Source organism: Ochrobactrum quorumnocens, from assembly GCF_002278035.1.
Taxonomy (GTDB): domain Bacteria; phylum Pseudomonadota; class Alphaproteobacteria; order Rhizobiales; family Rhizobiaceae; genus Brucella; species Brucella quorumnocens.
The window spans coordinates 349,218-368,534 of the sequence record NZ_CP022604.1 but is presented as its reverse complement, the minus strand read 5'-3'; the positions used below and the strand labels follow the sequence as shown (position 1 = coordinate 368,534).

Here is a 19,317-nt window from a genome sequence, read left to right as displayed (position 1 = left end):
TTGCGAACGTTAAATGAATCCATTTAACTGAGACATGCTTTAGAGCGTCGTGCACCCACTTAGGCGCACAAAGGTCGCTCTAACACGTTAAAATTATGCTCTAGTACGTTCCTGCTTGGCTTTCGGCATTGTGGGCATTATGCTCGCGATCATGATAAAGTGTTCGAGTACCCCCTGCATCGCGCTCCTGTGATTACATCACAAGTTTCATCACTGGGAGCATGAACGCATGCAACCTTCCGGTTTCTTGCGGGTCTTTCGTTTGCATATATGTAGGCGAATAAATGCCGATTTGATCGGCGATTGTGCATTATCCCGTACAAAGCTGCTTCGTCACTTTTGCGGGATATGCTTGATGCAGTGAGCATTATCATGAAAAATTACTTCGAAAGCCCATTCAAGGGCATCACGCTCGACAACCAGGTCACAAATCCGAACATCGTCGTTGGGCGCTACAGCTATTATTCTGGCTATTATCATAGCCATAGTTTTGACGACTGCGCCCGCTTTCTCCTGCCCGATGAAGGTGCCGATAAGCTTATCATCGGCAGCTTTTGCTCGATCGGATCGGGTACCGCTTTCATCATGGCGGGTAATCAGGGCCATCGACACGACTGGATCAGCACCTTCCCGTTCTTCTTCATGCCAGAAGTGGACATATTTGCGGGTGCTGAAAACGGCTACGCCCCATCAGGCGATACAATCATCGGCAATGATGTCTGGATCGGCTCAGAGGCTATTATCATGCCCGGCGTGAAGATCGGCCATGGCGCGATTATCGGCACACGTGCATTGGTCACGCGCGACGTCGAACCCTACGCAATTGTCGGCGGCAACCCTGCCCGCACCATCCGTTCGCGTTTCGACGAAGCAAGCGTAAAAATGCTCCTGGAAATGCAGTGGTGGGATTGGTCTGACGATCAGTTGAAGGGGGCCATGGCCATTTTAACGAGCGGTGATACTGCAGCGCTTTATCACTATTGGCAGAGCGCCGTTCACGGCAAGTGACCTATTACAGTGGTTCCAGTTAATATTGAATCGTTGGAGCCGCTTTAACTATTTGTTTTTACGCATTTCCGAACGCAAAACCGGTTCCCACTTTTGCTGGAAATGCTTTAAACCGAGGCCTGTTCGCAAACTGCGAACAGGCTATCAGCGTGATGCGGCAACGAAGTCTGATCTTCGCACAATGTAACGCCAGTTCGTATTTCACAAATGAAAAAACATGATTGCAATATTCATATTTACATGGCAATTATAACTGACTGACTATCAGTCAGTGTAAGCGACAATCTGGAGGGCTGGCTAAAGTGTGCGTGCAGGTCTTTCAGGTTGTCGCCTCAAGAATGAACCAAAGATGGTACTGCGGTTCGGTTCGATCTGACTGTTTGTTCCTAAAACGTGAAATCCCGGACCTGTTTTAAACTGTTCGGGATGCACGCGATCCTTATTAACGCGCATCTTCACCGAAAACCGCTTCGCACTTTTCGGGATGCGCTCCAAGACTGCTGCGGCAGAAGCGAGATCCTATGTTCCACGATACAGAACAATGGCCTTACATAGTTACCCTTGCCAAAGGCCCATCCACGATTGAAGATGTGCGCGCATTTTTCGACAGCTGGAACGCATGGCTGGACGAAGGAAAGCCGTTCATTGCCATCCGTCGCTTTGTTGACGAGGCAGCTCTCGTTCATCCAGACGGTGCTCCACGCGAAATCAAACAATGGTTTCAGCAAAATGCCGAACGTATCCGCAATCAGGTTATGGCGATGATTAGCATCGTGCCAGAATCCGTGTATGAGGAAGCAAGCCGTATGGATGCGGAAAAGCTGTTTCGCGTGCCAGCAGGCACATTTTCTAATGTCGATGCGGCGCTGCATTGGCTCGAAGACAGAGTTGTGCGTCCCAATCAACTTGCCTTTGACAGGGTAGCGATCCGCGCAAAACTGGAGACATAGATTGCCTACAGCCAAGACCAAGCCCCGCACGAAACCGGCTGAAATACGCCGCAGTGAGTTGATGGCGGCTGCTGAAGCAATCTTTCTGGAAAAAGGCTTTGCGGCCACAAGCGTCGATGAAATAGTACGCAAAGCCGATGTGGCCAAGGGCACATTCTATCTGCATTTTCGCAGCAAAGATGAGATTCTGGTCGCGTTACGTGAGCGGTTTGTTCATTCTTATTGCGATGCCCTCGACAGGGAATTGGACGCAGTGCCGATGGGTGATTGGAACGGGCGTCTTGCGGCCTGGGCAGCAACCGGTGTCGCAGGTTATCTTGATAATTACCGCCTACACGATCTTGTTTTCTATGATTTTCACCCACCCATGAGACATGTGAAGCAGGAAAATCCGGCTATCCTTCGCCTTGAGAAACTCTTAAGCGAAGGCAAAGCCTCCGGGGTGTGGAAAATCGAGAATACGCGCCTGTTGGCAACGCTCCTCTTCCATGCCTTGCATGGCGCGGTTGACGACTTTATCATCCGCTCAGACGCGATTGAGCGCACCGAAATGGTTCTTGGCGTACAAGATCTTTTTCTCAAGTCAGTGAGGGTTTAGACCTCAAAGACTATTACTTTTTGGCACCGAACACGTGTTCGGGCCCCGGGAAAGACCGGGCGCGCACTTCTTCCGCGTAGGCTTTTGCGGCGTCTGAAACCTGCGGTGCAAGTTCAGCAAAGCGTTTCACAAAACGCGGCGTGAAATCCTGAAACAGTCCGAGCATATCGTCAGAAACGAGAATCTGGCCATCACAAGCGGATGACGCACCAATCCCAATTGTGGGAACTGTCAGCGTCGCGGTGATCTCGCGAGCCAATGGCTCGAAAGTACCTTCGATCACCAGCGCAAAAGCACCCGCATCTGCAATTACCTCTGCATCGCGGCGAATCTGATTGGCTTCTTCATCATCGCGCCCCAGCGAGCGAAAACCGCCGACCGTATTGACCTGTTGTGGCATCAGCCCAACATGGCCAAAGACCGGAATGCCGCGCTTGACGAGAAACTCCACCGTCTCCGCCATCTCCTCGCCACCCTCAAGCTTCACGCCGTCGCAGCCAGTTTCCTGCATGATGCGCGCTGCGTTGCGGAAAGCCTGTTCCTTCGATTCCTGATAAGAACCGAACGGCATATCAACGATAACGCACGCATGCTCAACGCCACGCATGACTGCCTGTCCATGCGCAATCATCATGTCGAGCGTAACGCCGAGGGTCGAATCCATCCCGTAAAGCACCATGCCGAGCGAGTCACCCACCAGCAGCAGATCGCAATGTGGATCGAGCAGGCGCGCGATTGGCGTCGTGTAGGCTGTGAGGCTGACAATCGGGCGCTCGCCCTTCATCGCCTCTATGGCTTTGGGCGAAAGACGTTTCTTTTTAACGGTCGCGCTCATTTCAGGCGGCCTTTTCCTGCGCCAAATGCGCAATCACCCGGTTATCAAGAAGGCGTGTGGAGCCCAGCCGTACAAACAGCGCCACAAGTACTGGCCTTCCCTGCACCGAGGTCAGACGCTCAAGTGTTTCAGGATCGCGTAATGCCACCACTTCAGGAACAGCCAGCGGTTCCGCTTCAATGAACGCACGGATTGCAGCCTCAAATGTTTCCGGATCATCAATACCAGAGCGATAAAGTCGCTCCGCTTCATCGAGTGCTTTTGGCACAATAATCGCAGCGGCACGCTGTTCTGCTGTCAGATAGACGTTGCGTGATGAACAGGCGAGCCCATCATCTTCACGCACGGTTTCAACACCAACCACGCGCACGGGAATAGCCATATCCTCGACCATGCGACGGATGATAACGAGCTGCTGGAAATCTTTTTCGCCAAAATAGGCGGCATCGGAACCTACAATATTAAAAAGCTTGCTGACCACGGTAGCAACACCAGCAAAGTGTCCCGGACGCGCCTCGCCTTCCATCTGTTTGCCAAGTGTTGGCACATCGACCACGGTCTGCATCGGGCGCGGATACATGTCGGAAACGGCAGGCGCAAAGAGAAAATCCACATTTGCATCGCGGAGCAGATTCGCATCGCGTTCAAGATCACGCGGATATTTATCGAGATCTTCATTGGCACCGAACTGCAGCGGATTGACGAAAATCGACACGACCGTCGCGTCGTTTTCTCCGCGCGAGCGGCGAACAAGTTCGAGATGCCCTTTGTGAAGATAGCCCATCGTTGGCACGAGGCCGATGGATTTACCGCTCTTGCGCGCCACGCCAAGCGCCTGCCGCAAATCTTCAATCGTATGGATGATCTGCATAACGGTCTCCCTGCCAGCAACCAGATTTGGTCGCCAGTCCTACAGCGCGCCCTCAGATATGACAACAGCGCTTTTGCTAATGAATATCTGAGGGATGCGATGCGCCTCAGTTGCCGACCGTGCCACTCACCGTGTTGCCAACTGTTCTGCCAAACCTATCGATCTGCTCATTATAGGTTCGACGAGTATTCGGGTCGAAGACTGCGATCGGCGCGCTGACGACGAGCGAAGCAGCACTGCCCACGCCCTGCGCAGTGCCAAGTGCAACAGCACCCAGCCGCTCGCCCAGCCCAATATCCGAATCGGTAATAGTCTGCCCTGTTACGAGACGTTGACCGATCAGCTGAACAACTTCAGGACTTGAAGCGAACTTGCCGTGGTTGAGGCTGTCACCCGCTTTGAGCTGCGTGAGATCAATCACCGTGATTCCCGCTTTTTCAAGCTGCGAACGGTAGGGCTCAACCGAAGGATCGATTTGCCCCAGTCGATCAACATTGCCGGAGATAAAGCGGGATGCCCGGAGCGCGCGATCATCGCGTGAAGTAAACAATGTGAAACGCGGATGATCTTTGCCCATGGCGCGGAACTGCTGATTGAATACATCCACATCCAGATCGGGCGACGCGAGAATGACGTCGGTAATCTTCGGATTAACGCGCTTATCGCGGATCGCCATCTGGCGCAGTGCTTCAACCGTCAGCCAGCTGCCCATGGAATGGGCCATGACGGTGATGTCTTTTACACGCGGGTCTTCGGCGATCTTGCGCAAGGTCATTTCCAGCGCGTCCCGCGAATAATTCGTGCTTTCCTTGTCGTAATTATAATCGAACACACTACCGCGCGATGGCCAGGTAAAGATCACCGGTGCGACATCGGCTCCAGAATCATGCACAATCTGCGCAAAACGATACACCGAATCCTCATAGGTATTATTGAAGCCATGGACGAAGACCATGACCCGGCGGGATTTCGGCAGGCTGTGATTGAGCCATTGGCGGGCGCCGGATTCTGTGCTGATCGCTTTAACTTCAACGGTCGTGAAATCCTTCAGCGGATTTGCCGGGAGCTTTTTGGGCCACTGAACTTCACCAACCTTGCGGTTCTTTTCCGGCGGGATGGAGACCATGATCTCTGTCAGGCTAATTTCCTGATCACGTTCGCCGGAAAACAGCGTTCCGGGATTACCGGAAGGCGCACGGGTTGTCGCCACCAGAAGATCAACCTTGGAGGCACCGGGAACGCTTTCCGCAACGGGAATAAGAACACCGTCAGGACGGCTGGCGCAGCCCGCGATTAGGGTCAGGCAGACAAGTAATGCCGGGGCAGTACGACGAAAAATGCTCCGCAAAACCTAGATCTCCCCAAAAGACACACAACCGCACGCCTCTCCTACACGGATTAGCGCCCGGTTAATATATTCTTTACCTGACGAGAGAAGCCAAGCCCCAATTATTCAAGACTGTGGAAAGATACCGTCGCTGCGGCTTCTCGGTTACACACTGTTTCATTAACCGACACTTTCCCACACGCCTCTTGCGCCCAATATTGAAGCCAACAGCGCAGACAATTCCGCTTTTTGCGCAGGAGGACACAAAATGACTTCAGACCTTACCCCGCAACTCACAGGGTTGCATCATTTGACAGCAATCACCGCAGACGCACCCGGCAACAGGCGCTTCTATACCGACACGCTCGGCCTTCGCCTCGTCAAGAAGACCGTCAATCAGGACGACACCAGTGCCTACCATCTGTTTTACGCTGATGGGCTGGCCTCGCCCGGCACCGATATCACCTTCTTCGACTGGCCAGTGCAGCGAGAACGGCGCGGCACGCATAGCGTTTCCCGCACCGGATTGCGTGTAAATGGCGTTGAAAGCCTCGACTGGTGGCGCAACCACCTCAAGGAGAAAGGCATCGAAACTGGTGATATATTCGAGATTGCTGGTCGCGCAGTGCTTGATTTCGAGGACCCTGAGGGTCAGCGCCTGCGTTTGACCGATGATGGAGGCATCGGTGCGGCACATAGCTGGGAGAAAAGTCCTGTTCCTGCCGAGCGGCAGATACGTGGCCTTGGCCCCATTACGCTGAGCGTTCCTGATTTGGCACCGACAAAAATCGTGCTGGAAAAGGTAATGAACATGCGTGAAGCCGGTGACTATGCTTCGCCCGATGGCGAAGGACATGTCCACGTGTTTGAAATGGGATCAGGCGGTGCCGGCGCAGAACTCCATATCGCTGTGCAGCCGAACCTGTCACCGGCTGGTCAGGGCGCAGGTGCCGTGCATCACGTTGCGTTCCGCACACCGGATCAGGAAACCATGCAGGAATGGGTGGATCGTCTGCGCGCACTGCGCATTCCATCCAGCGGCGAGGTCGAGCGTTATTACTTCCGCTCGCTCTACTTCCGCGAACCCAATGGTGTGTTGTTTGAGATTGCAACAGATGGTCCCGGCTTTGCAGTCGATGAACCTCTCGAAAGCCTTGGAGAAAGCCTGTCACTGCCACCCTTTCTGGAAGGAAAAAGGCAGGCGATTGAAAAGGGCCTGAAGCCACTGGATTAAACCAACAAAAAGGGCCGCCGGATTTATCCGGCGGCCCTTTTCTTTATCTAACACAATCGTGTCACAGCTTTTGCTGTAGCCACTCACCTGCCATACGGACATCTTCAGCAGTCACACCATGGCCACCTTTAGCGGAACGGATATCGAGTTCAGCTCCATCGGTTCGCAATGCCTGTGCGAGTTTGCCCGACGCATCGCCAAACGGATCGCCTATTCCATTGAGCAACAGTATCTTGGCATCCGAAAGATCAGCAATCGGCTGCTCTTCCAAAACGTCCATAGCACGCAGCAACACGGCTTTGCGTATGACATGCGGATGCAGCCGCATGAAGGCCGCGAGCATATTGGCGCCATTGGAGTTGCCAATGAACGCAGTCCGCTCGGGGTCGATACGGTAAGCCGCAATTGCACCTTGAACGAAAGCCTCGAAAGCCTCTGCCTCAGACCTAATGTCCTCCTGATCGAACCGTTTCAGGTCGAAACGGCGAAACCAGCGCTGAATACCCTCTTCCGTGCTGCGTCCGCGAACGCCGAGAAGCGTTGCACGTGGTGCAACCAGACGAGCAAGCGGCATGAGGTCGTTTTCATTACCGCCTGTGCCGTGCAACAGAATAAGCGTAGTCCCATCTGGATTTTCCGGCTGGTGGATACGGTGCACAAAAGGCAAGTCGCGATAGATCACCCGCTCCTCACCCGGCAAGCCAAATTGCGGCATGCGAGCTCGGATCGCATCCGCCTGATGCTCGTTGCCCGGCGGTACGAACAGAACCTGACCCAGCGTTTCCACCGGTTCATCCAACGTGAACCCGGGAGTATCGGTGGCAAATTCAAACAGGGTTCCGCCCGGCTCGCGAACATAGAGCGACGTGAAGTATTTGCGATCATGCACGTTCACTTCACTGGAATTGAGTTTTGAAAGCTCCTTTTCCAGTGTTGTCACATCCTGCGTTGTAGCCGCACGAAATGCCACGTGGTCGGCAATGCCCGTTCCGGGAATACCCGGCCAAAAGCCACTTGCGTCGCGCACGTCAATCACATCGCCTGAATCGGAAACCAGACGATCGATTGTGCCTTCCCTGGCCTGAGCGCGAAAACCAAAATAGCGTTCAATGAAGCCAATTGTCTGTTCTGGTGTCTCCGACAAAATGGTCGCCGAGCGTATCCGGCGGACCGCATGTTCCGCAGGAATATCGCCTGAAACCCATGCATCATTGGCTGCAAGATCGCTGCCGACCAGCTTGACGATAACACCATCAGGATCGCGCAGACGCAGTACCGGTTCGCCAAATTCCTGCACAGGACCTTCAGACTGCACGTGATAGCGTAGTGCCCGCTCCAGCCAAAAGCCGACCGAGGTGCGGTCAATAGCAAGAGCGATTTCGCTCACTTGACCATGCCCGACTCGGCCCTTTGCGCCATCTTCCCAAACAAGGAAAGTGATCAGGGAGCCCGGCGTGCCGGAATGATCGCCATAGAACAGATGCAGCTGCTCCGCATCTTCAAATCCACCTGTCTGTTTGACAATGCGCAGGCCAAGAAAGCCAGCATAGAAATCGACATTGGCCTGAACCTTGCGCGTAATCAGCGTGAGGTGATGGATACCGCTGGTCATGATTGCAATCTCCCGCGTTTCGTAGCGGCAAGTCTCTCAGACGGAGACAATCACCGCAAATGTGAAGTTGCACGAGAGATAGTTTACATCACCACGCTTGCCCATATGGCGATGCGGCGACGCACCGTTAACAGATCAGGATATTGGGGGATCAGAAAAAGAAAAAGGCCGCGCGGGAGGAGGATGCGCGGCCTGATCTTGAATACGGCTGGGAGGAGGAGTGCCGTATCCGTCATCGGGTTCTGGGAGGAGGAGTGAACCCGATGACCAATGAATACCCGCAGCCTCTTTATTCAACAACGGCCAATAACGCATATCAGTTATGCAAATACGCCGATGCTTAAGATTATTGCAGAAACAGAAGCGGGATGAATATGCTTATATAATGAGCATATTATAAAAAATATGCTGAAAAATCAGCAACTCAGAGAAGCTGGGCGATGAATGGTGCAGCCAGAACATTGACCAATCCGACCAGAACCATGACGAGTCCGGCAATCGAGCCTTCCTCGCTGCCGATTTGATGCGCCTTGGCTACACCTGCGCCATGTGCGCCCATACCGAACAGCGCGCCGCGCGCAAGAGCTGAACGAAGTGGCAGCCAGTTGAGCATGACTTCGCCGAGCGCCGCGCCAAATACGCCGGTCAGCACCACGAAAATGGCTGTCAAATCGGGTGTACCGCCAATATCACCGGAAACCGTCATGGCGAAAGGCGTACTCATGGAGCGCGGCATAAGGCTGAGGCTTATTGCATCGTTCAGACCAAGAAGCTGCGCAAGACCCCAGGCTGAAAACATCGCGGACGAACTGCCGACCACAACACCAACCAACAAAACCGGCCAATAGCGACGAATGGTTGCGCGCTGCTGATAGATCGGAATGGCGAAAGCCACCGTCGCAGGCCCAAGCAGTGCGACCAGCCAATGCGTTGCACTGAAATAGCCGCGATAGTTTTCATTGAGACCAATGAGAAGAGCCATAAGCAACAGCGGCGTAATGGCAAGCGGCGTCAACCACCACATGGGAAAGCGGCGATAAACGCGCTTTGCAGCAAGATAGAGAAGGATTGTGGCAGCAGACCAGAACAGTGTCGCCACATAAGGATTACTTAGTGGCATAGCGTGCGCTCAGCCGGTAGCAGAAGTCTACTGTCAGTGCAGTCACAGTCATAACGGTCAGAGTGCCAACCAGAATGACGGCCATAATCTTAACGCCCAGCATACCAAGCAACTCCTGATGCTCCAGAACTGCCAGAACGGCAGGCACAAAGAACAGCAGCATCTCTGCCAGAAACCATTCTGCACCGCGCTTCATGCTGAAAAGGCTTACACGGCCACTCAAAAGCAGGGCCAAAACCAGTGCCATACCAACAATGCCACCCGGCAGCGGCAGACCGCTTAAACGAACAAATGCTTCACCCGCCAACCAGAAGCCGACCAGCGTCGCAATCTGCATCAAGCGGCTGTTGTGCAGCGCATAGCGAAAGCGGATCATCAGGTTATGGGCATTCATGATTGTGTTCCAATGCTGGTATTTGTGAAAACACTATAGGCGCTGAATTGATATTCCAGAAATGAATTGATTTCATTGCAGCTATTCCATTATAGAATAGCTTATGAACTTACGTGGCTTTCAGGCATTCGTGGAAGTGGTGCGGCAGGGCGGCTTTTCCGCTGCGGCCCGCACGATCAATGCCACGCAATCCACCGTCAGCAAGACGGTGCGTCAGCTCGAAGATGAACTTGAGATCATCTTGCTCGATCGCGAAGCCACCCCTCCCCGCCTGACAAGTGCAGGTGAAATCGTTTATCGACGTGCACTGGCCATACTGACAGAAAAAGACGACATGCTGACTGAGCTTGGCGAGTTGCGCGGGTTGAAGCGCGGTCTTTTGCGCCTCGGATTGCCACCCATCGGCTCCAGCGTTCTGTTCGCCCCAGTCTTTGCCACCTTTACCAAGCTCTATCCTGACATCGACATTCAGCTCGTCGAGCATGGCAGCAGGCGACTGGAAGAATTGCTGCTTGCAGGTGATATCGAGCTTGCCGCTTCGCTTCTGTCCGTCGAAAGCAGCTTCGAGTGGCAGGCCGTTCGTTGTGAGCCCGTGGTGGCCCTGCTTCCCGCCAACCACAGCTTCACCGACAATGACGGCATCCCTCTGCACGACATTGCCAGCCAGCCCTTCATTCTTTTCGAAAGCGGCTTTGCCCTCAATCACATCATTCTCGATGCATGTCATTCGCAAGGACTGTCCCCACACATTGCCATGCGTTCCAGCCAGATTGATTTTATCGTGGAGCTGGTTGCAGCAGGTATGGGTATCGGCTTTCTGCCACAGATGATCGCCGAACAGCGCAAGCATCGCGATGTCCGCATCCATAAAATCAAAGACGCAGAACTGAACTGGGACATGGCCCTGATCTGGCGAAAAGGCGCATTTTTATCCCATGCGGCACGGGCCTGGCTCACACTGTGCAAGAGCGAAAACAGCAGCAACAAGGCTTGAAACCTGGGCTTTTTCGCCTATCTCAATTGAATACACCGACATAAAGGGAGCTATAGGCTCTCATCACCCATACGGCTTTAAGAGGAGGCCATCATGGAAGGTCAGGTTATATTCTACAAAGACGACAGGATCATTTACCGACACCACGTTGAAGTGCAGGAAGACGATTATTCAAAAGGCGTCAATGATGCCCTCATCGCCTTCCAGCGCAACTATGCGGGCTTTGATCTTGCGGATGATAATATCCACATCCGTTTTAAGCGGCCAGGTGAGGTTTGAAACCAGCAGACTGCGTGGAGAAAGTTTCGCCTGAGAAATCAGGCGAAAGCAGCCTCGTGTGCAACGCGGCGGATATCTGTGCGTGACAGGCCGAGATCATAAAGCTCGCGGTCGCTGCAGCCGCTGAGTTCGCGCAGGTTTTCGCGATACTGCATCCAACGGGAAAACTGGGTACGAAGGTGGTTCATGGTGGTATCCCCTTATGTGCCGCGCTGTGAAAGCGCTAAGCTTTTGCCTTCCTCCCGATATGAAGCTTCCGCCTTTTTAATCGTTTTGAGAAGTGCATAAACTGCATGGCTGCAATGCCAAACCTGCGACCTTACGAGGATATATAAGTAACGCAGTTCGCTAGCCTGCGCGACAAAAGTGATCGTCAAAACTGGCCTCACAGCTGTTGGGAGAGGCTTAGAAACTTGTAATCTTCGAATTTTAATTAAATCTATTTAATTGGCTTAACAGGATAAGATTCCCCAACGTATGAACAAAACGATATTTATTGTCGGCAATGGTCCGCTGGACCGTGATTTGTCCGCCGAAATTGACGCCGCCGATCTTGTCCTTCGTTTCAATGAACCACGCGTCTCTCTTGGAATGAGTGGCAAAAAGACTGACATGCTCATGCTCGCCACGTCGAGCAAACAGATGGAGCAATGGATCAAGGATCCAACCTTCATCAATTCGGAAATTGTCCGAAATACGCCGGAAGTGCTGTTTGCCTTCCACCCGAGCATCATCAAGCGGTTCCATCACCACCCAAACATTCTATCACGGCTCAAGGGTCGTCGCGCTGACTGGACCAATGAGGCGATTGACTATTTCGGCCGTGCTGGCAAGAAAATCCGCATCATGCCTTCGCAGGATTATTTTGCCGTTTGCGACGAGCTTGGCATTGGTGCCGATCGGATGAAAGAAGTCTTCCCCAGCACCGGTTTTTTTGGCATCTGGCTCGTCTTGCGCAAATATTCCTTACCTGACTGGGATATCAAAATTTGCGGCTTTAGCTGGGAAGGCTGGAAGCGCCACGACTGGAATGCCGAACGAAAGTGGATTGAAGAAAAAATCGCCGCAGGACGTCTACATAAAGTAGGCTAATAAGTGTGACTTGCGAAAATCATGCGCATAGCAGATATAGAACGCCGCTTCGGCTGAAATTACTTTTCGCGCGCTTAGGTTTTACATGAACATCAAGGCTTTCATCATTCATTTAGCGCGCGCGACTGATCGCAAGCCGCAAGTGGAAAAGCTCATTCACGAATTGCCGGTAAAAACGGAAGTAATCGACGCTGTGGATAGCCACGTCCTCACAGGCGCCGAGATAAGCCGCGTTTACAAGCGGCAACTTCATGCGCCCCGTTATCCGTTTGAGCTTAGCAAAAACGAAATTGCCTGCTTCTTGTCCCATCGCAAAGCATGGCAGGCGATCGTCGACCAGCAGCTCGACGCGGGCTTCATCATCGAAGACGATATTGAACTCACTGATGTTTTCAATGCTGCCTTCCACGCGGCCGGCAATCATTTCGAGCCGGGCGGCTTCGTACGTTTTACCTTCCGCGATGACCGTGAGGTTGGGCGCGAAGTTTTCCGTAACAATCAGGTGCGTATTATCATTCCAAACCCGATTGGGCTCGGTATGGTCGCACAGCTTGTAAGCTTCGATGCTGCAAAAAAGCTGCTTGCGATCACCGAACAGTTTGATCGCCCTGTCGACACAACAATCCAGATGCGATGGGTTACTGATTTGCAGCCGCTCGCAGTCATTCCCGGTGGCGTGAAAGAAATTTCTGCGCAGCTTGGCGGCACGACCATTCAGCACAAGAAATCCTTTTCCGATAAGCTTAAAAGGGAAATCCTCCGTCCCATCTACCGGATGCGCGTGCGCGGGTTCTCCTCAAGATCGAAGTGAGACAAATGGCGGTCCCTGTTCTTCTTTATCACCAGATTGCCCCTCTGCCGCACAAGAAGATCCCGTTTCGCGGACTTTGGGTTCATCCGGACAAGTTTCGCAGCCAGATGGCATGGCTGAAGCGGCTCGGCTATCAGGGCCTCTCGCTGCGAAATGCCATGCCCTATATCAAGGGCGAGAAAACAGGGAAGGTTGCAGTCATCACCTTTGATGACGGGTTTCTCAATAATTATGAGAATGCCCTGCCAGTCCTTGCGGAATTCGGCTTCACCGCAACGAATTACTTTGTCGCCAATCAGATTGGCGGCAGCAATATCTGGGATCAGTCCATGGGTGTTCCCTTAACACCCTGCATGTCTGTGACACAGATGCGCGAATGGGCCGCCTTGGGCCATGAAGTTGGCGCGCATACGGTCGACCATGTTAATCTGGAAAACACCCCGGAAGAGGAAGCTCGCCGACAGATCGTGCAGTCCAAGACCATGCTTGAAGACATATTGGGATCGGAAGTGACAAACTTCGCTTATCCCTATGGCGGGAACCACCAGATTCACCGCGACATGTGCCGCGACGCCGGTTTTGAAACTGCGACAACGACCGTTCATGCACGGGCGCGTGCAAGCGATGACCCCTTTGGCATGCCGCGCGTTTATGTCCGCCGCAGAGATTTGGCGCCAAAATTCATTTTCCGCCTGATGACGAAATAACCAACTTTTTCGCCCACTGCCTGAAAACCCGCTATTTGTTTGATTTTGATCAATGCAGTTTCACGAAAGCGTGGCAAATTGCCCGTCATTGCGCCATGGACGCAATCACGCAAAAGCGGTACTAGAGCAGTAACAAGGAGCGTATAATGGACTATCGCCGGTTTTTTGAAGAAGCGATCGACCAGCTGCACGCCGAGAAGCGTTACCGCGTTTTTGCCGATCTTGAGCGCATTGTTGGACGTTTCCCCCGAGCTACCTGGCGCAACAATGGTATTGCACGTGAGATCACCGTCTGGTGCTCTAACGACTATCTGGGCATGGGGCACCATCCTGACGTCATCCAGGCGATGTGCGATACCGCCAACAGCACCGGCTCCGGCGCAGGCGGCACTCGCAATATTTCGGGCAACAATCACCCACTTGTAGAACTTGAAGCCGAACTTGCTGACCTGCATGGCAAGGAAGCTGGCCTCGTCTTCACGTCCGGTTTTGTGTCCAACGAAGCATCGATTTCGACCATTGCACGTTTGCTTCCAAACTGCCTGATCCTTTCTGACGAACTCAACCACGCTTCGATGATCGAAGGTGTGCGTCGTTCGGGTGCAGAAAAGAAGATTTTCCGTCACAATGACGTCGAGCACCTGGAACAACTTCTCAAGGCTGCGGACCATTCCCGCGCCAAGCTGATCGTGTTCGAATCTGTCTATTCGATGGATGGCGACATCGCGCCAATCGAGAAGATTGCCGATCTGGCCGACAAGTATAATGCCATGACCTATATCGATGAAGTTCATGCAGTTGGCATGTATGGCGTGCGCGGCGGTGGAATCACGGAACGCGACGGCCTTGCACACCGCATGGACATTATCGAAGGCACGCTTGCAAAAGCATTCGGCGCATTGGGCGGTTACATTACCGGTTCACGCGCTATCATCGACGCCGTTCGCTCCTATGCACCGGGCTTCATCTTCACAACTTCTCTGCCGCCGGCAGTAGCAGCTTCCGCGACCGCTGCGATCCGCCACCTGAAAGTCTCGCAAGTTGAGCGCGATGGTCAGCAGCGTCAGTCGCAGCGCGCCAAGGATGTTCTTTTGGCTGCCGGTTTTCCGGTCATGCCGTCTGAAACCCACATCGTACCAATTCTGGTTGGCGATCCGGAACTGTGCAAGAAAGCCAGCGACCGTCTGCTCGACGTGCATGGCATCTATATCCAGCCGATCAACTATCCAACTGTGCCACGCGGCACAGAGCGTCTTCGCATCACACCGTCGCCATTGCATGACGACCTGCTGATCGACGGCCTCAAAGATGCGTTGCTGGAAGTATGGAATACGCTCGGCATTCCATTTGCCGAACCGGATGCGCCGAAGGCTGCAAACTCCGACCGCGTTATTCCGCTGATGGTTTCAAAAGCAGGCGGCTGATAAACGCAGTCGTAGGAAATTGAAAAAGGCCGGTTTCACCGGCCTTTTTTATTTTGGACACGCATCTTGCGCGAAAATCGTTTCACACTTTGCGGGATGCGCTTCAGAGATTGTTGATCCAGCGAACCAGCCTTGCCGCGGCCTCATCCACCTGCTGCGGATCACGGCAGAAGCAGAGGCGGAAGAAGCCCTCGCCGCCAAGCCCGAATGCACTACCCGGTGCGAGGCCCACATTAGCATTGTCGACCATGTCGATTGCAGCTTTGACCGAATCCTTCACACCATCCACACCGAAGAACAGATAAAATGCGCCCTGCGGCGGTGTCAGACGTACTTTTCCTGTGCTTTGCAAACTAGCACACAGGTGATCTCGCGTTGAGCGCGCGCGTTCCACCTGCATGGCAATGAAATCATCGCCATGATCGAGTGCTGCAACCGCACCACGCTGCATGAACTGCGCGACACCCGAATTGGAATACTGGATCATGTTTTCAACGACGGGGCCAATCGAAGGATGCACGGTCATCCAGCCCACGCGCCAGCCAGTCATCGCCCAGTTCTTTGAGAACGAGTTGACGAAGATGATGCGGTCGTCGGGTTCCATGATATCCATGAAAGACGGAGCACGCCCCCCACCGTAATAGAAGTGAGTGTAAATCTCGTCGGCTATGATCCAGAGGCCCTTCTCACGCGCCAGATCGAGAATAAAGCGCAGCGTTTCGCGATCCGCAGTCCAACCCGTCGGGTTGGATGGCGTATTGATGAACATTGCGCGCGTGCGTGGCGTGATGGCGCTCGCAATCTTTTCAGGATCAAGCAGCCAGCCATTGGCTCCGAACTCGAGTTCCACCGGCACTGGAACCGCGCCGGCAAGTCCAGCTGCGCCGACAAAATTCGGCCAGGCTGGAGACAGATAAATCGCTTCTTCGCCAGCACCCGTTGTTGCCTTCAGCGCCATTTCAATGGCGTGCATGCCCGAACCAGTTACATAGAAATTTTCTGGTTTGAAGGACTGCGCAAAATGGCGCGCATGGTAGCGAGCAAGTGCTTCACGCAGATCAGGAATACCAGCCTGCCATGTGTAGAAGGTTTCGCCGTCGGCAATTCCCTTCTGCGCCGCCTCCCGAATGAAATCAGGCGTACACAGATCACCCTCCCCGACCCACAACGGAATCAGGCCCTCTTTGCCACGACCGTGATTGGCTACGGCAACGATGCCGCTTTCAGGTGATTGAGCTGCTTCACGGCGGAGATTGGCGATAAGCGTCATTTGTTCCCACATAAAATTCGAATTTGATTACACCTGCTTAGCAAGGCGCAATCATGAAATCACGCGGCATTTTGTGATGATCCGATCAACCGCATTGATGGGTCTAACCAACTATCGTCTTTGGGAATGAGCGCACAAAAAAACGGAGCCATAAAGGCTCCGTCCTTTGTCGACTGTTCTGGAAAAATCAGGCTTTGCTCTGCTTTGCGAGAAGATCGCGGATTTCAGCCAGCAACACTTCGTCGCGTGGCAGTTCTGCAGCGGCTTCCGGCTTGGCTTCTTCCTTTTTCTTGAGCCTGTTCATGCCTTTGACGACGAGGAACAAAACCCATGCAATGATAAGGAAGTTGATAAGCAGCGTGACAAAGTTGCCGTAAGCGATGGTCGCACCGGCTTCACGGGCTGCAGCAAGCGTTCCCTTCGGATCGCCAGCAAGCTGGATATACATGTTGGAGAAATCGATACCGCCCGTCAGCAAACCGATGATCGGCATGATGATGTCATTGACGATAGAATTGACGAGGCCACCGAACGCCCCGCCAATGATAACACCGATGGCCAGATCGACCATGTTGCCCTTGAGAGCAAATTCTCTGAATTCTTTCAACATTAGCCTGTATCCCTCTCGAACACGAACTTAAACCGGGCCGTCTTTGCTGCGGATAAGGTTCGCCAGATAAAATCTATACGATGAACCGATGGGATCGGGGAGGATCACAAATGTTCACTCCCTAGTTTGTAGGCTAAAATACCCAAAGAAAAGATGAACTATGCAAAATGCACCGTTTAGAGGTGTATTTTTCTGAGTTTGCTGATGTTTTGGAGCTGGAGGCGCAAAAGATGCGCCTCCTTAAGAAGCTTAAGCAGCAAAACGCTTGGTTGCTTCAATCAATTCATGCGTAATACCGGGTTCGGTCACCGCATGACCGCTGTCTTCAACGATTTTGAGATCAGCCTCCGGCCACATCTTCTTGAGCTGCCATGCATTGATAAATGGCGTGCAGATATCATAGCGGCCATGGACAATTACGCCCGGAATCTGCCGGATGTGTTCAACATTCCGCAGAAGCTGATCGTCGCTGTCAAGGAAACCACGGTTCTGGAAGTAGTGGCATTCGATACGCGCAAAAGCGATGGCGTGATGATCTTCGCCAAAGGCTTCAACGCGAGCGGGATCGGGCTGCACCGAAAGCACCGAACCTTCCCACCGCGCCCACAAGCGAGCGGCTGCAAGCTGCACCTGCGGATCTCGGTCGGTCAGACGCTTGTAGTAAGCTGCGATCATATCGCCGCGCTCTTCTTCAGGGATATGCTCTTGATAGGTCTCGAAGTGATCGGGGAAAATGATGCTCGCACCATTGGAATACATCCAGTCAACTTCAAACCGGCGCACCATGAAAATGCCGCGCAGAATGATTTCCGACACGCGTTCTGGATGGGTTTCAGCATAGGCAAGGCCCAGCGTCGAACCCCATGAACCACCGAAAACCTGCCACTTCTCTATGCCCAGATGCGCGCGAATATGCTCCATATCGGCCACCAAGTCCCAGGTGGTATTCTCGCGCAGTTCTGCATGTGGCGTCGAGCGACCGCAGCCGCGCTGATCGAAAAGAATGATACGGTATTTCTCTGGATCATGCAGGCGTCGCATTGCGGGCGTGATGCCGCCGCCCGGCCCACCGTGGATCATGACAACAGGTTTACCATCAGGATTGCCGCACTGCTCGACATGGATGCGGTGCAATGACGAAACCTGCAGCATCTCTTCCTTGAAGGGCTGAATTTCCGGATAAAGCGTATTGCGCGTCATATAGTGCCTTTTCGTTCCCGCTAGAGCATTCTTAGTTTTACTGGGAATGCTCTCGTTCATAATTAAAATTAGCACATAATGCGGCCAGAAGGCGGCAATGCGACATATGAATCCAGCTAAGCAACGCTATTTTTGGTTGCCCGGAACGAAAAACGGCATAAAACGGAAGAGCTGCATGTAAAGTGCAGCACATGGGGAGGACTTTCAGAATGGCGTGCGAGGCTTATGCAATTCATCATCGCTGACGACCATCCGCTTTTCAGAGGTGCGTTGCGACAGGTTCTGTCGAGCCTTCCTGAAGAAGCAGAAATCCTCGAAGTCGGCGATTTCGATGCAGCGAAAAAGCTGGTCGTAGAACGCGACGATATCGATTTGCTTTTGCTTGATTTGACCATGCCCGGCGGGACTGGCCTTTCTGGCCTGGTCACGTTGAAAGCACTTCAGCCTGCATTACCGATCATTATCGTCTCGGCCACTGATGACACTGCAACCATCAGGCACGCCGTCGAGCTTGGTGCATCTGGCTTCATCTCGAAATCCGCAAGCATGGAAACTATCGGCGAAGCAGTACACGCAGTTATTGCAGGCGATATCTGGACACCATCCGATATCGACCTCGATCAGGCGCACGACCCTGAAATCGAAGCGCTCATCAACAAGATAAGAACACTTACCCCCCAGCAGACACGCGTACTGACCATGCTTGCCGAAGGCCTGCTCAACAAGCAGATCGCCTACGAACTGAATGTATCAGAAGCGACGGTCAAAGCACATGTCTCTGCTGTTCTGCAAAAACTCGGCGTTGATAGTCGCACACAGGCGGTCATTCTTTTATCGCGGATTGGCAACGACGCACTGACTTCAGAAGCCAGCTGAAACTAAAGCGTGCCGCGTTTTACAATATCCATGTGACACGCTTTAATTCTTTGTTTTTAAGCATGTCTTTCTCCCAAAACCGATTCCCACTTTTGGGAAACATGC

The 19,317-nt window shown here is 53.1% G+C and carries 21 protein-coding genes; 11 read left to right on the top strand and 10 right to left on the bottom strand.

The features are described from left to right. Positions 1-372 precede the first annotated feature (372 nt). The 3 genes from catB (at position 373) to CES85_RS11160 (ending at position 2,556) form a co-directional block, all read left to right on the top strand. A complete protein-coding gene (gene catB, locus CES85_RS11170) occupies positions 373-1,008 on the top strand; it encodes a type B chloramphenicol O-acetyltransferase (protein WP_095447841.1) in 636 nt (211 codons plus the stop codon). Between the two features lie 521 nt (positions 1,009-1,529). Then, complete coding sequence (locus CES85_RS11165; protein WP_095446061.1) at positions 1,530-1,958, top strand: hypothetical protein; 429 nt, start codon at positions 1,530-1,532, stop codon at positions 1,956-1,958. Between the two features lies 1 nt (position 1,959). Next, the gene (locus CES85_RS11160; protein WP_235901983.1) at positions 1,960-2,556 is read left to right on the top strand and encodes a TetR/AcrR family transcriptional regulator; all 597 of its coding nucleotides are present in this window, start codon (positions 1,960-1,962) and stop codon (positions 2,554-2,556) included. 13 nt (positions 2,557-2,569) lie between these two features. On the opposite strand, the gene panB is transcribed toward CES85_RS11160, so the two are convergent. The 3 genes from panB to CES85_RS11145 all read right to left on the bottom strand — a co-directional run bounded on the left by panB (position 2,570) and on the right by CES85_RS11145 (position 5,610). Continuing rightward, positions 2,570-3,391, bottom strand: a complete 822-nt coding sequence (gene panB, locus CES85_RS11155) for a 3-methyl-2-oxobutanoate hydroxymethyltransferase (RefSeq protein WP_095446060.1) — start codon at positions 3,389-3,391, stop codon at positions 2,570-2,572. A 1-nt stretch (position 3,392) separates the two neighbouring features. Next, on the bottom strand, positions 3,393-4,262 hold the full coding sequence (gene panC / locus CES85_RS11150; protein ID WP_095446059.1) for a pantoate--beta-alanine ligase: 870 nt from the start codon (positions 4,260-4,262) through the stop codon (positions 3,393-3,395). 106 nt (positions 4,263-4,368) lie between these two features. Beyond that, complete coding sequence (locus CES85_RS11145; RefSeq protein ID WP_095446058.1) at positions 4,369-5,610, bottom strand: alpha/beta hydrolase; 1,242 nt, start codon at positions 5,608-5,610, stop codon at positions 4,369-4,371. 247 nt (positions 5,611-5,857) lie between these two features. Here CES85_RS11145 and CES85_RS11140 point away from each other — a divergent pair, with 247 nt between their 5' ends. Further along, on the top strand, positions 5,858-6,823 hold the full coding sequence (locus CES85_RS11140) for a ring-cleaving dioxygenase (RefSeq protein WP_095446057.1): 966 nt from the start codon (positions 5,858-5,860) through the stop codon (positions 6,821-6,823). A gap of 61 nt (positions 6,824-6,884) precedes the next feature. On the opposite strand, the gene CES85_RS11135 is transcribed toward CES85_RS11140, so the two are convergent. The 3 genes from CES85_RS11135 to CES85_RS11120 all read right to left on the bottom strand — a co-directional run bounded on the left by CES85_RS11135 (position 6,885) and on the right by CES85_RS11120 (position 9,949). After that, positions 6,885-8,435 (bottom strand): VOC family protein, encoded by a 1,551-nt coding sequence (locus CES85_RS11135; RefSeq protein ID WP_095446056.1) that lies wholly within the window; start codon positions 8,433-8,435, stop codon positions 6,885-6,887. A gap of 424 nt (positions 8,436-8,859) precedes the next feature. Continuing rightward, positions 8,860-9,555, bottom strand: coding sequence for an LrgB family protein (locus tag CES85_RS11125; protein ID WP_095446054.1), 696 nt, complete (start codon positions 9,553-9,555; stop codon positions 8,860-8,862). Beyond that, positions 9,542-9,949 (bottom strand): CidA/LrgA family protein, encoded by a 408-nt coding sequence (locus tag CES85_RS11120; RefSeq protein WP_036567364.1) that lies wholly within the window; start codon positions 9,947-9,949, stop codon positions 9,542-9,544. Before CES85_RS11120 ends, CES85_RS11125 begins: the two co-directional genes overlap by 14 nt. Before the next feature lie 103 nt (positions 9,950-10,052). On the opposite strand from CES85_RS11120, the gene CES85_RS11115 reads away from it, so the two are divergent. Both CES85_RS11115 and CES85_RS11110 read left to right on the top strand, forming a co-directional pair. After that, the gene (locus CES85_RS11115; protein ID WP_095446053.1) at positions 10,053-10,943 is read left to right on the top strand and encodes a LysR family transcriptional regulator; all 891 of its coding nucleotides are present in this window, start codon (positions 10,053-10,055) and stop codon (positions 10,941-10,943) included. Between the two features lie 93 nt (positions 10,944-11,036). Beyond that, a complete protein-coding gene (locus tag CES85_RS11110) occupies positions 11,037-11,222 on the top strand; it encodes a hypothetical protein (protein ID WP_094578894.1) in 186 nt (61 codons plus the stop codon). A gap of 38 nt (positions 11,223-11,260) precedes the next feature. Here the strand turns inward: CES85_RS11110 and CES85_RS27145 are convergent, their stop codons facing one another. After that, positions 11,261-11,410: a DUF1127 domain-containing protein gene (locus CES85_RS27145; RefSeq protein ID WP_151095100.1), complete on the bottom strand. Its 150-nt coding sequence runs from the start codon at positions 11,408-11,410 to the stop codon at positions 11,261-11,263. Between the two features lie 289 nt (positions 11,411-11,699). Here CES85_RS27145 and CES85_RS11100 point away from each other — a divergent pair, with 289 nt between their 5' ends. The 4 genes from CES85_RS11100 (at position 11,700) to hemA (ending at position 15,256) form a co-directional block, all read left to right on the top strand. Continuing rightward, positions 11,700-12,314 carry a glycosyltransferase family 29 protein gene (locus CES85_RS11100; RefSeq protein ID WP_095446052.1) on the top strand — a complete coding sequence of 205 codons (615 nt, stop codon included), beginning with the start codon at positions 11,700-11,702 and terminating at the stop codon, positions 12,312-12,314. Between the two features lie 85 nt (positions 12,315-12,399). Further along, a complete protein-coding gene (locus tag CES85_RS11095) occupies positions 12,400-13,125 on the top strand; it encodes a glycosyltransferase family 25 protein (protein WP_095446051.1) in 726 nt (241 codons plus the stop codon). Positions 13,126-13,130: 5 nt separating this feature from the next. Continuing rightward, the gene (locus CES85_RS11090; RefSeq protein WP_095446050.1) at positions 13,131-13,832 is read left to right on the top strand and encodes a polysaccharide deacetylase family protein; all 702 of its coding nucleotides are present in this window, start codon (positions 13,131-13,133) and stop codon (positions 13,830-13,832) included. Positions 13,833-13,978: 146 nt separating this feature from the next. Then, positions 13,979-15,256 (top strand): 5-aminolevulinate synthase, encoded by a 1,278-nt coding sequence (gene hemA, locus CES85_RS11085; protein ID WP_095446049.1) that lies wholly within the window; start codon positions 13,979-13,981, stop codon positions 15,254-15,256. 103 nt (positions 15,257-15,359) lie between these two features. On the opposite strand, the gene CES85_RS11080 is transcribed toward hemA, so the two are convergent. From CES85_RS11080 to pip, 3 genes are all read right to left on the bottom strand, one after another. Then, positions 15,360-16,526 carry a pyridoxal phosphate-dependent aminotransferase gene (locus tag CES85_RS11080; RefSeq protein WP_095446048.1) on the bottom strand — a complete coding sequence of 389 codons (1,167 nt, stop codon included), beginning with the start codon at positions 16,524-16,526 and terminating at the stop codon, positions 15,360-15,362. A 187-nt stretch (positions 16,527-16,713) separates the two neighbouring features. Continuing rightward, positions 16,714-17,136: a large conductance mechanosensitive channel protein MscL gene (gene mscL, locus CES85_RS11075; RefSeq protein ID WP_095446047.1), complete on the bottom strand. Its 423-nt coding sequence runs from the start codon at positions 17,134-17,136 to the stop codon at positions 16,714-16,716. 249 nt (positions 17,137-17,385) lie between these two features. After that, positions 17,386-18,336: a prolyl aminopeptidase gene (gene pip, locus CES85_RS11070; protein WP_095446046.1), complete on the bottom strand. Its 951-nt coding sequence runs from the start codon at positions 18,334-18,336 to the stop codon at positions 17,386-17,388. A gap of 225 nt (positions 18,337-18,561) precedes the next feature. Here pip and CES85_RS11065 point away from each other — a divergent pair, with 225 nt between their 5' ends. Then, positions 18,562-19,212: a response regulator transcription factor gene (locus CES85_RS11065; protein WP_095446045.1), complete on the top strand. Its 651-nt coding sequence runs from the start codon at positions 18,562-18,564 to the stop codon at positions 19,210-19,212. Positions 19,213-19,317: the final 105 nt, after the last annotated feature.

Bases quoted from the DNA above. Each gene is read 5' to 3' on its own strand.
- CES85_RS11090 (WP_095446050.1), top strand. From the start codon at position 13,131: ATGGCGGTCCCTGTTCTTCTTTATCACCAGATTGCCCCTCTGCCGCAC.
- CES85_RS27145 (WP_151095100.1), bottom strand. From the start codon at position 11,410: ATGAACCACCTTCGTACCCAGTTTTCCCGTTGGATGCAGTATCGCGAA.
- CES85_RS11065 (WP_095446045.1), top strand. From the start codon at position 18,562: ATGCAATTCATCATCGCTGACGACCATCCGCTTTTCAGAGGTGCGTTG.
- panC (WP_095446059.1), bottom strand. From the start codon at position 4,262: ATGCAGATCATCCATACGATTGAAGATTTGCGGCAGGCGCTTGGCGTG.
- CES85_RS11165 (WP_095446061.1), top strand. From the start codon at position 1,530: ATGTTCCACGATACAGAACAATGGCCTTACATAGTTACCCTTGCCAAA.
- CES85_RS11115 (WP_095446053.1), top strand. From the start codon at position 10,053: ATGAACTTACGTGGCTTTCAGGCATTCGTGGAAGTGGTGCGGCAGGGC.
- CES85_RS11110 (WP_094578894.1), top strand. From the start codon at position 11,037: ATGGAAGGTCAGGTTATATTCTACAAAGACGACAGGATCATTTACCGA.
- CES85_RS11140 (WP_095446057.1), top strand. From the start codon at position 5,858: ATGACTTCAGACCTTACCCCGCAACTCACAGGGTTGCATCATTTGACA.
- mscL (WP_095446047.1), bottom strand. From the start codon at position 17,136: ATGTTGAAAGAATTCAGAGAATTTGCTCTCAAGGGCAACATGGTCGAT.
- CES85_RS11125 (WP_095446054.1), bottom strand. From the start codon at position 9,555: ATGCCACTAAGTAATCCTTATGTGGCGACACTGTTCTGGTCTGCTGCC.
- CES85_RS11080 (WP_095446048.1), bottom strand. From the start codon at position 16,526: ATGACGCTTATCGCCAATCTCCGCCGTGAAGCAGCTCAATCACCTGAA.
- CES85_RS11095 (WP_095446051.1), top strand. From the start codon at position 12,400: ATGAACATCAAGGCTTTCATCATTCATTTAGCGCGCGCGACTGATCGC.
- CES85_RS11120 (WP_036567364.1), bottom strand. From the start codon at position 9,949: ATGAATGCCCATAACCTGATGATCCGCTTTCGCTATGCGCTGCACAAC.
- CES85_RS11135 (WP_095446056.1), bottom strand. From the start codon at position 8,435: ATGACCAGCGGTATCCATCACCTCACGCTGATTACGCGCAAGGTTCAG.
- panB (WP_095446060.1), bottom strand. From the start codon at position 3,391: ATGAGCGCGACCGTTAAAAAGAAACGTCTTTCGCCCAAAGCCATAGAG.
- pip (WP_095446046.1), bottom strand. From the start codon at position 18,336: ATGACGCGCAATACGCTTTATCCGGAAATTCAGCCCTTCAAGGAAGAG.
- catB (WP_095447841.1), top strand. From the start codon at position 373: ATGAAAAATTACTTCGAAAGCCCATTCAAGGGCATCACGCTCGACAAC.
- CES85_RS11100 (WP_095446052.1), top strand. From the start codon at position 11,700: ATGAACAAAACGATATTTATTGTCGGCAATGGTCCGCTGGACCGTGAT.
- hemA (WP_095446049.1), top strand. From the start codon at position 13,979: ATGGACTATCGCCGGTTTTTTGAAGAAGCGATCGACCAGCTGCACGCC.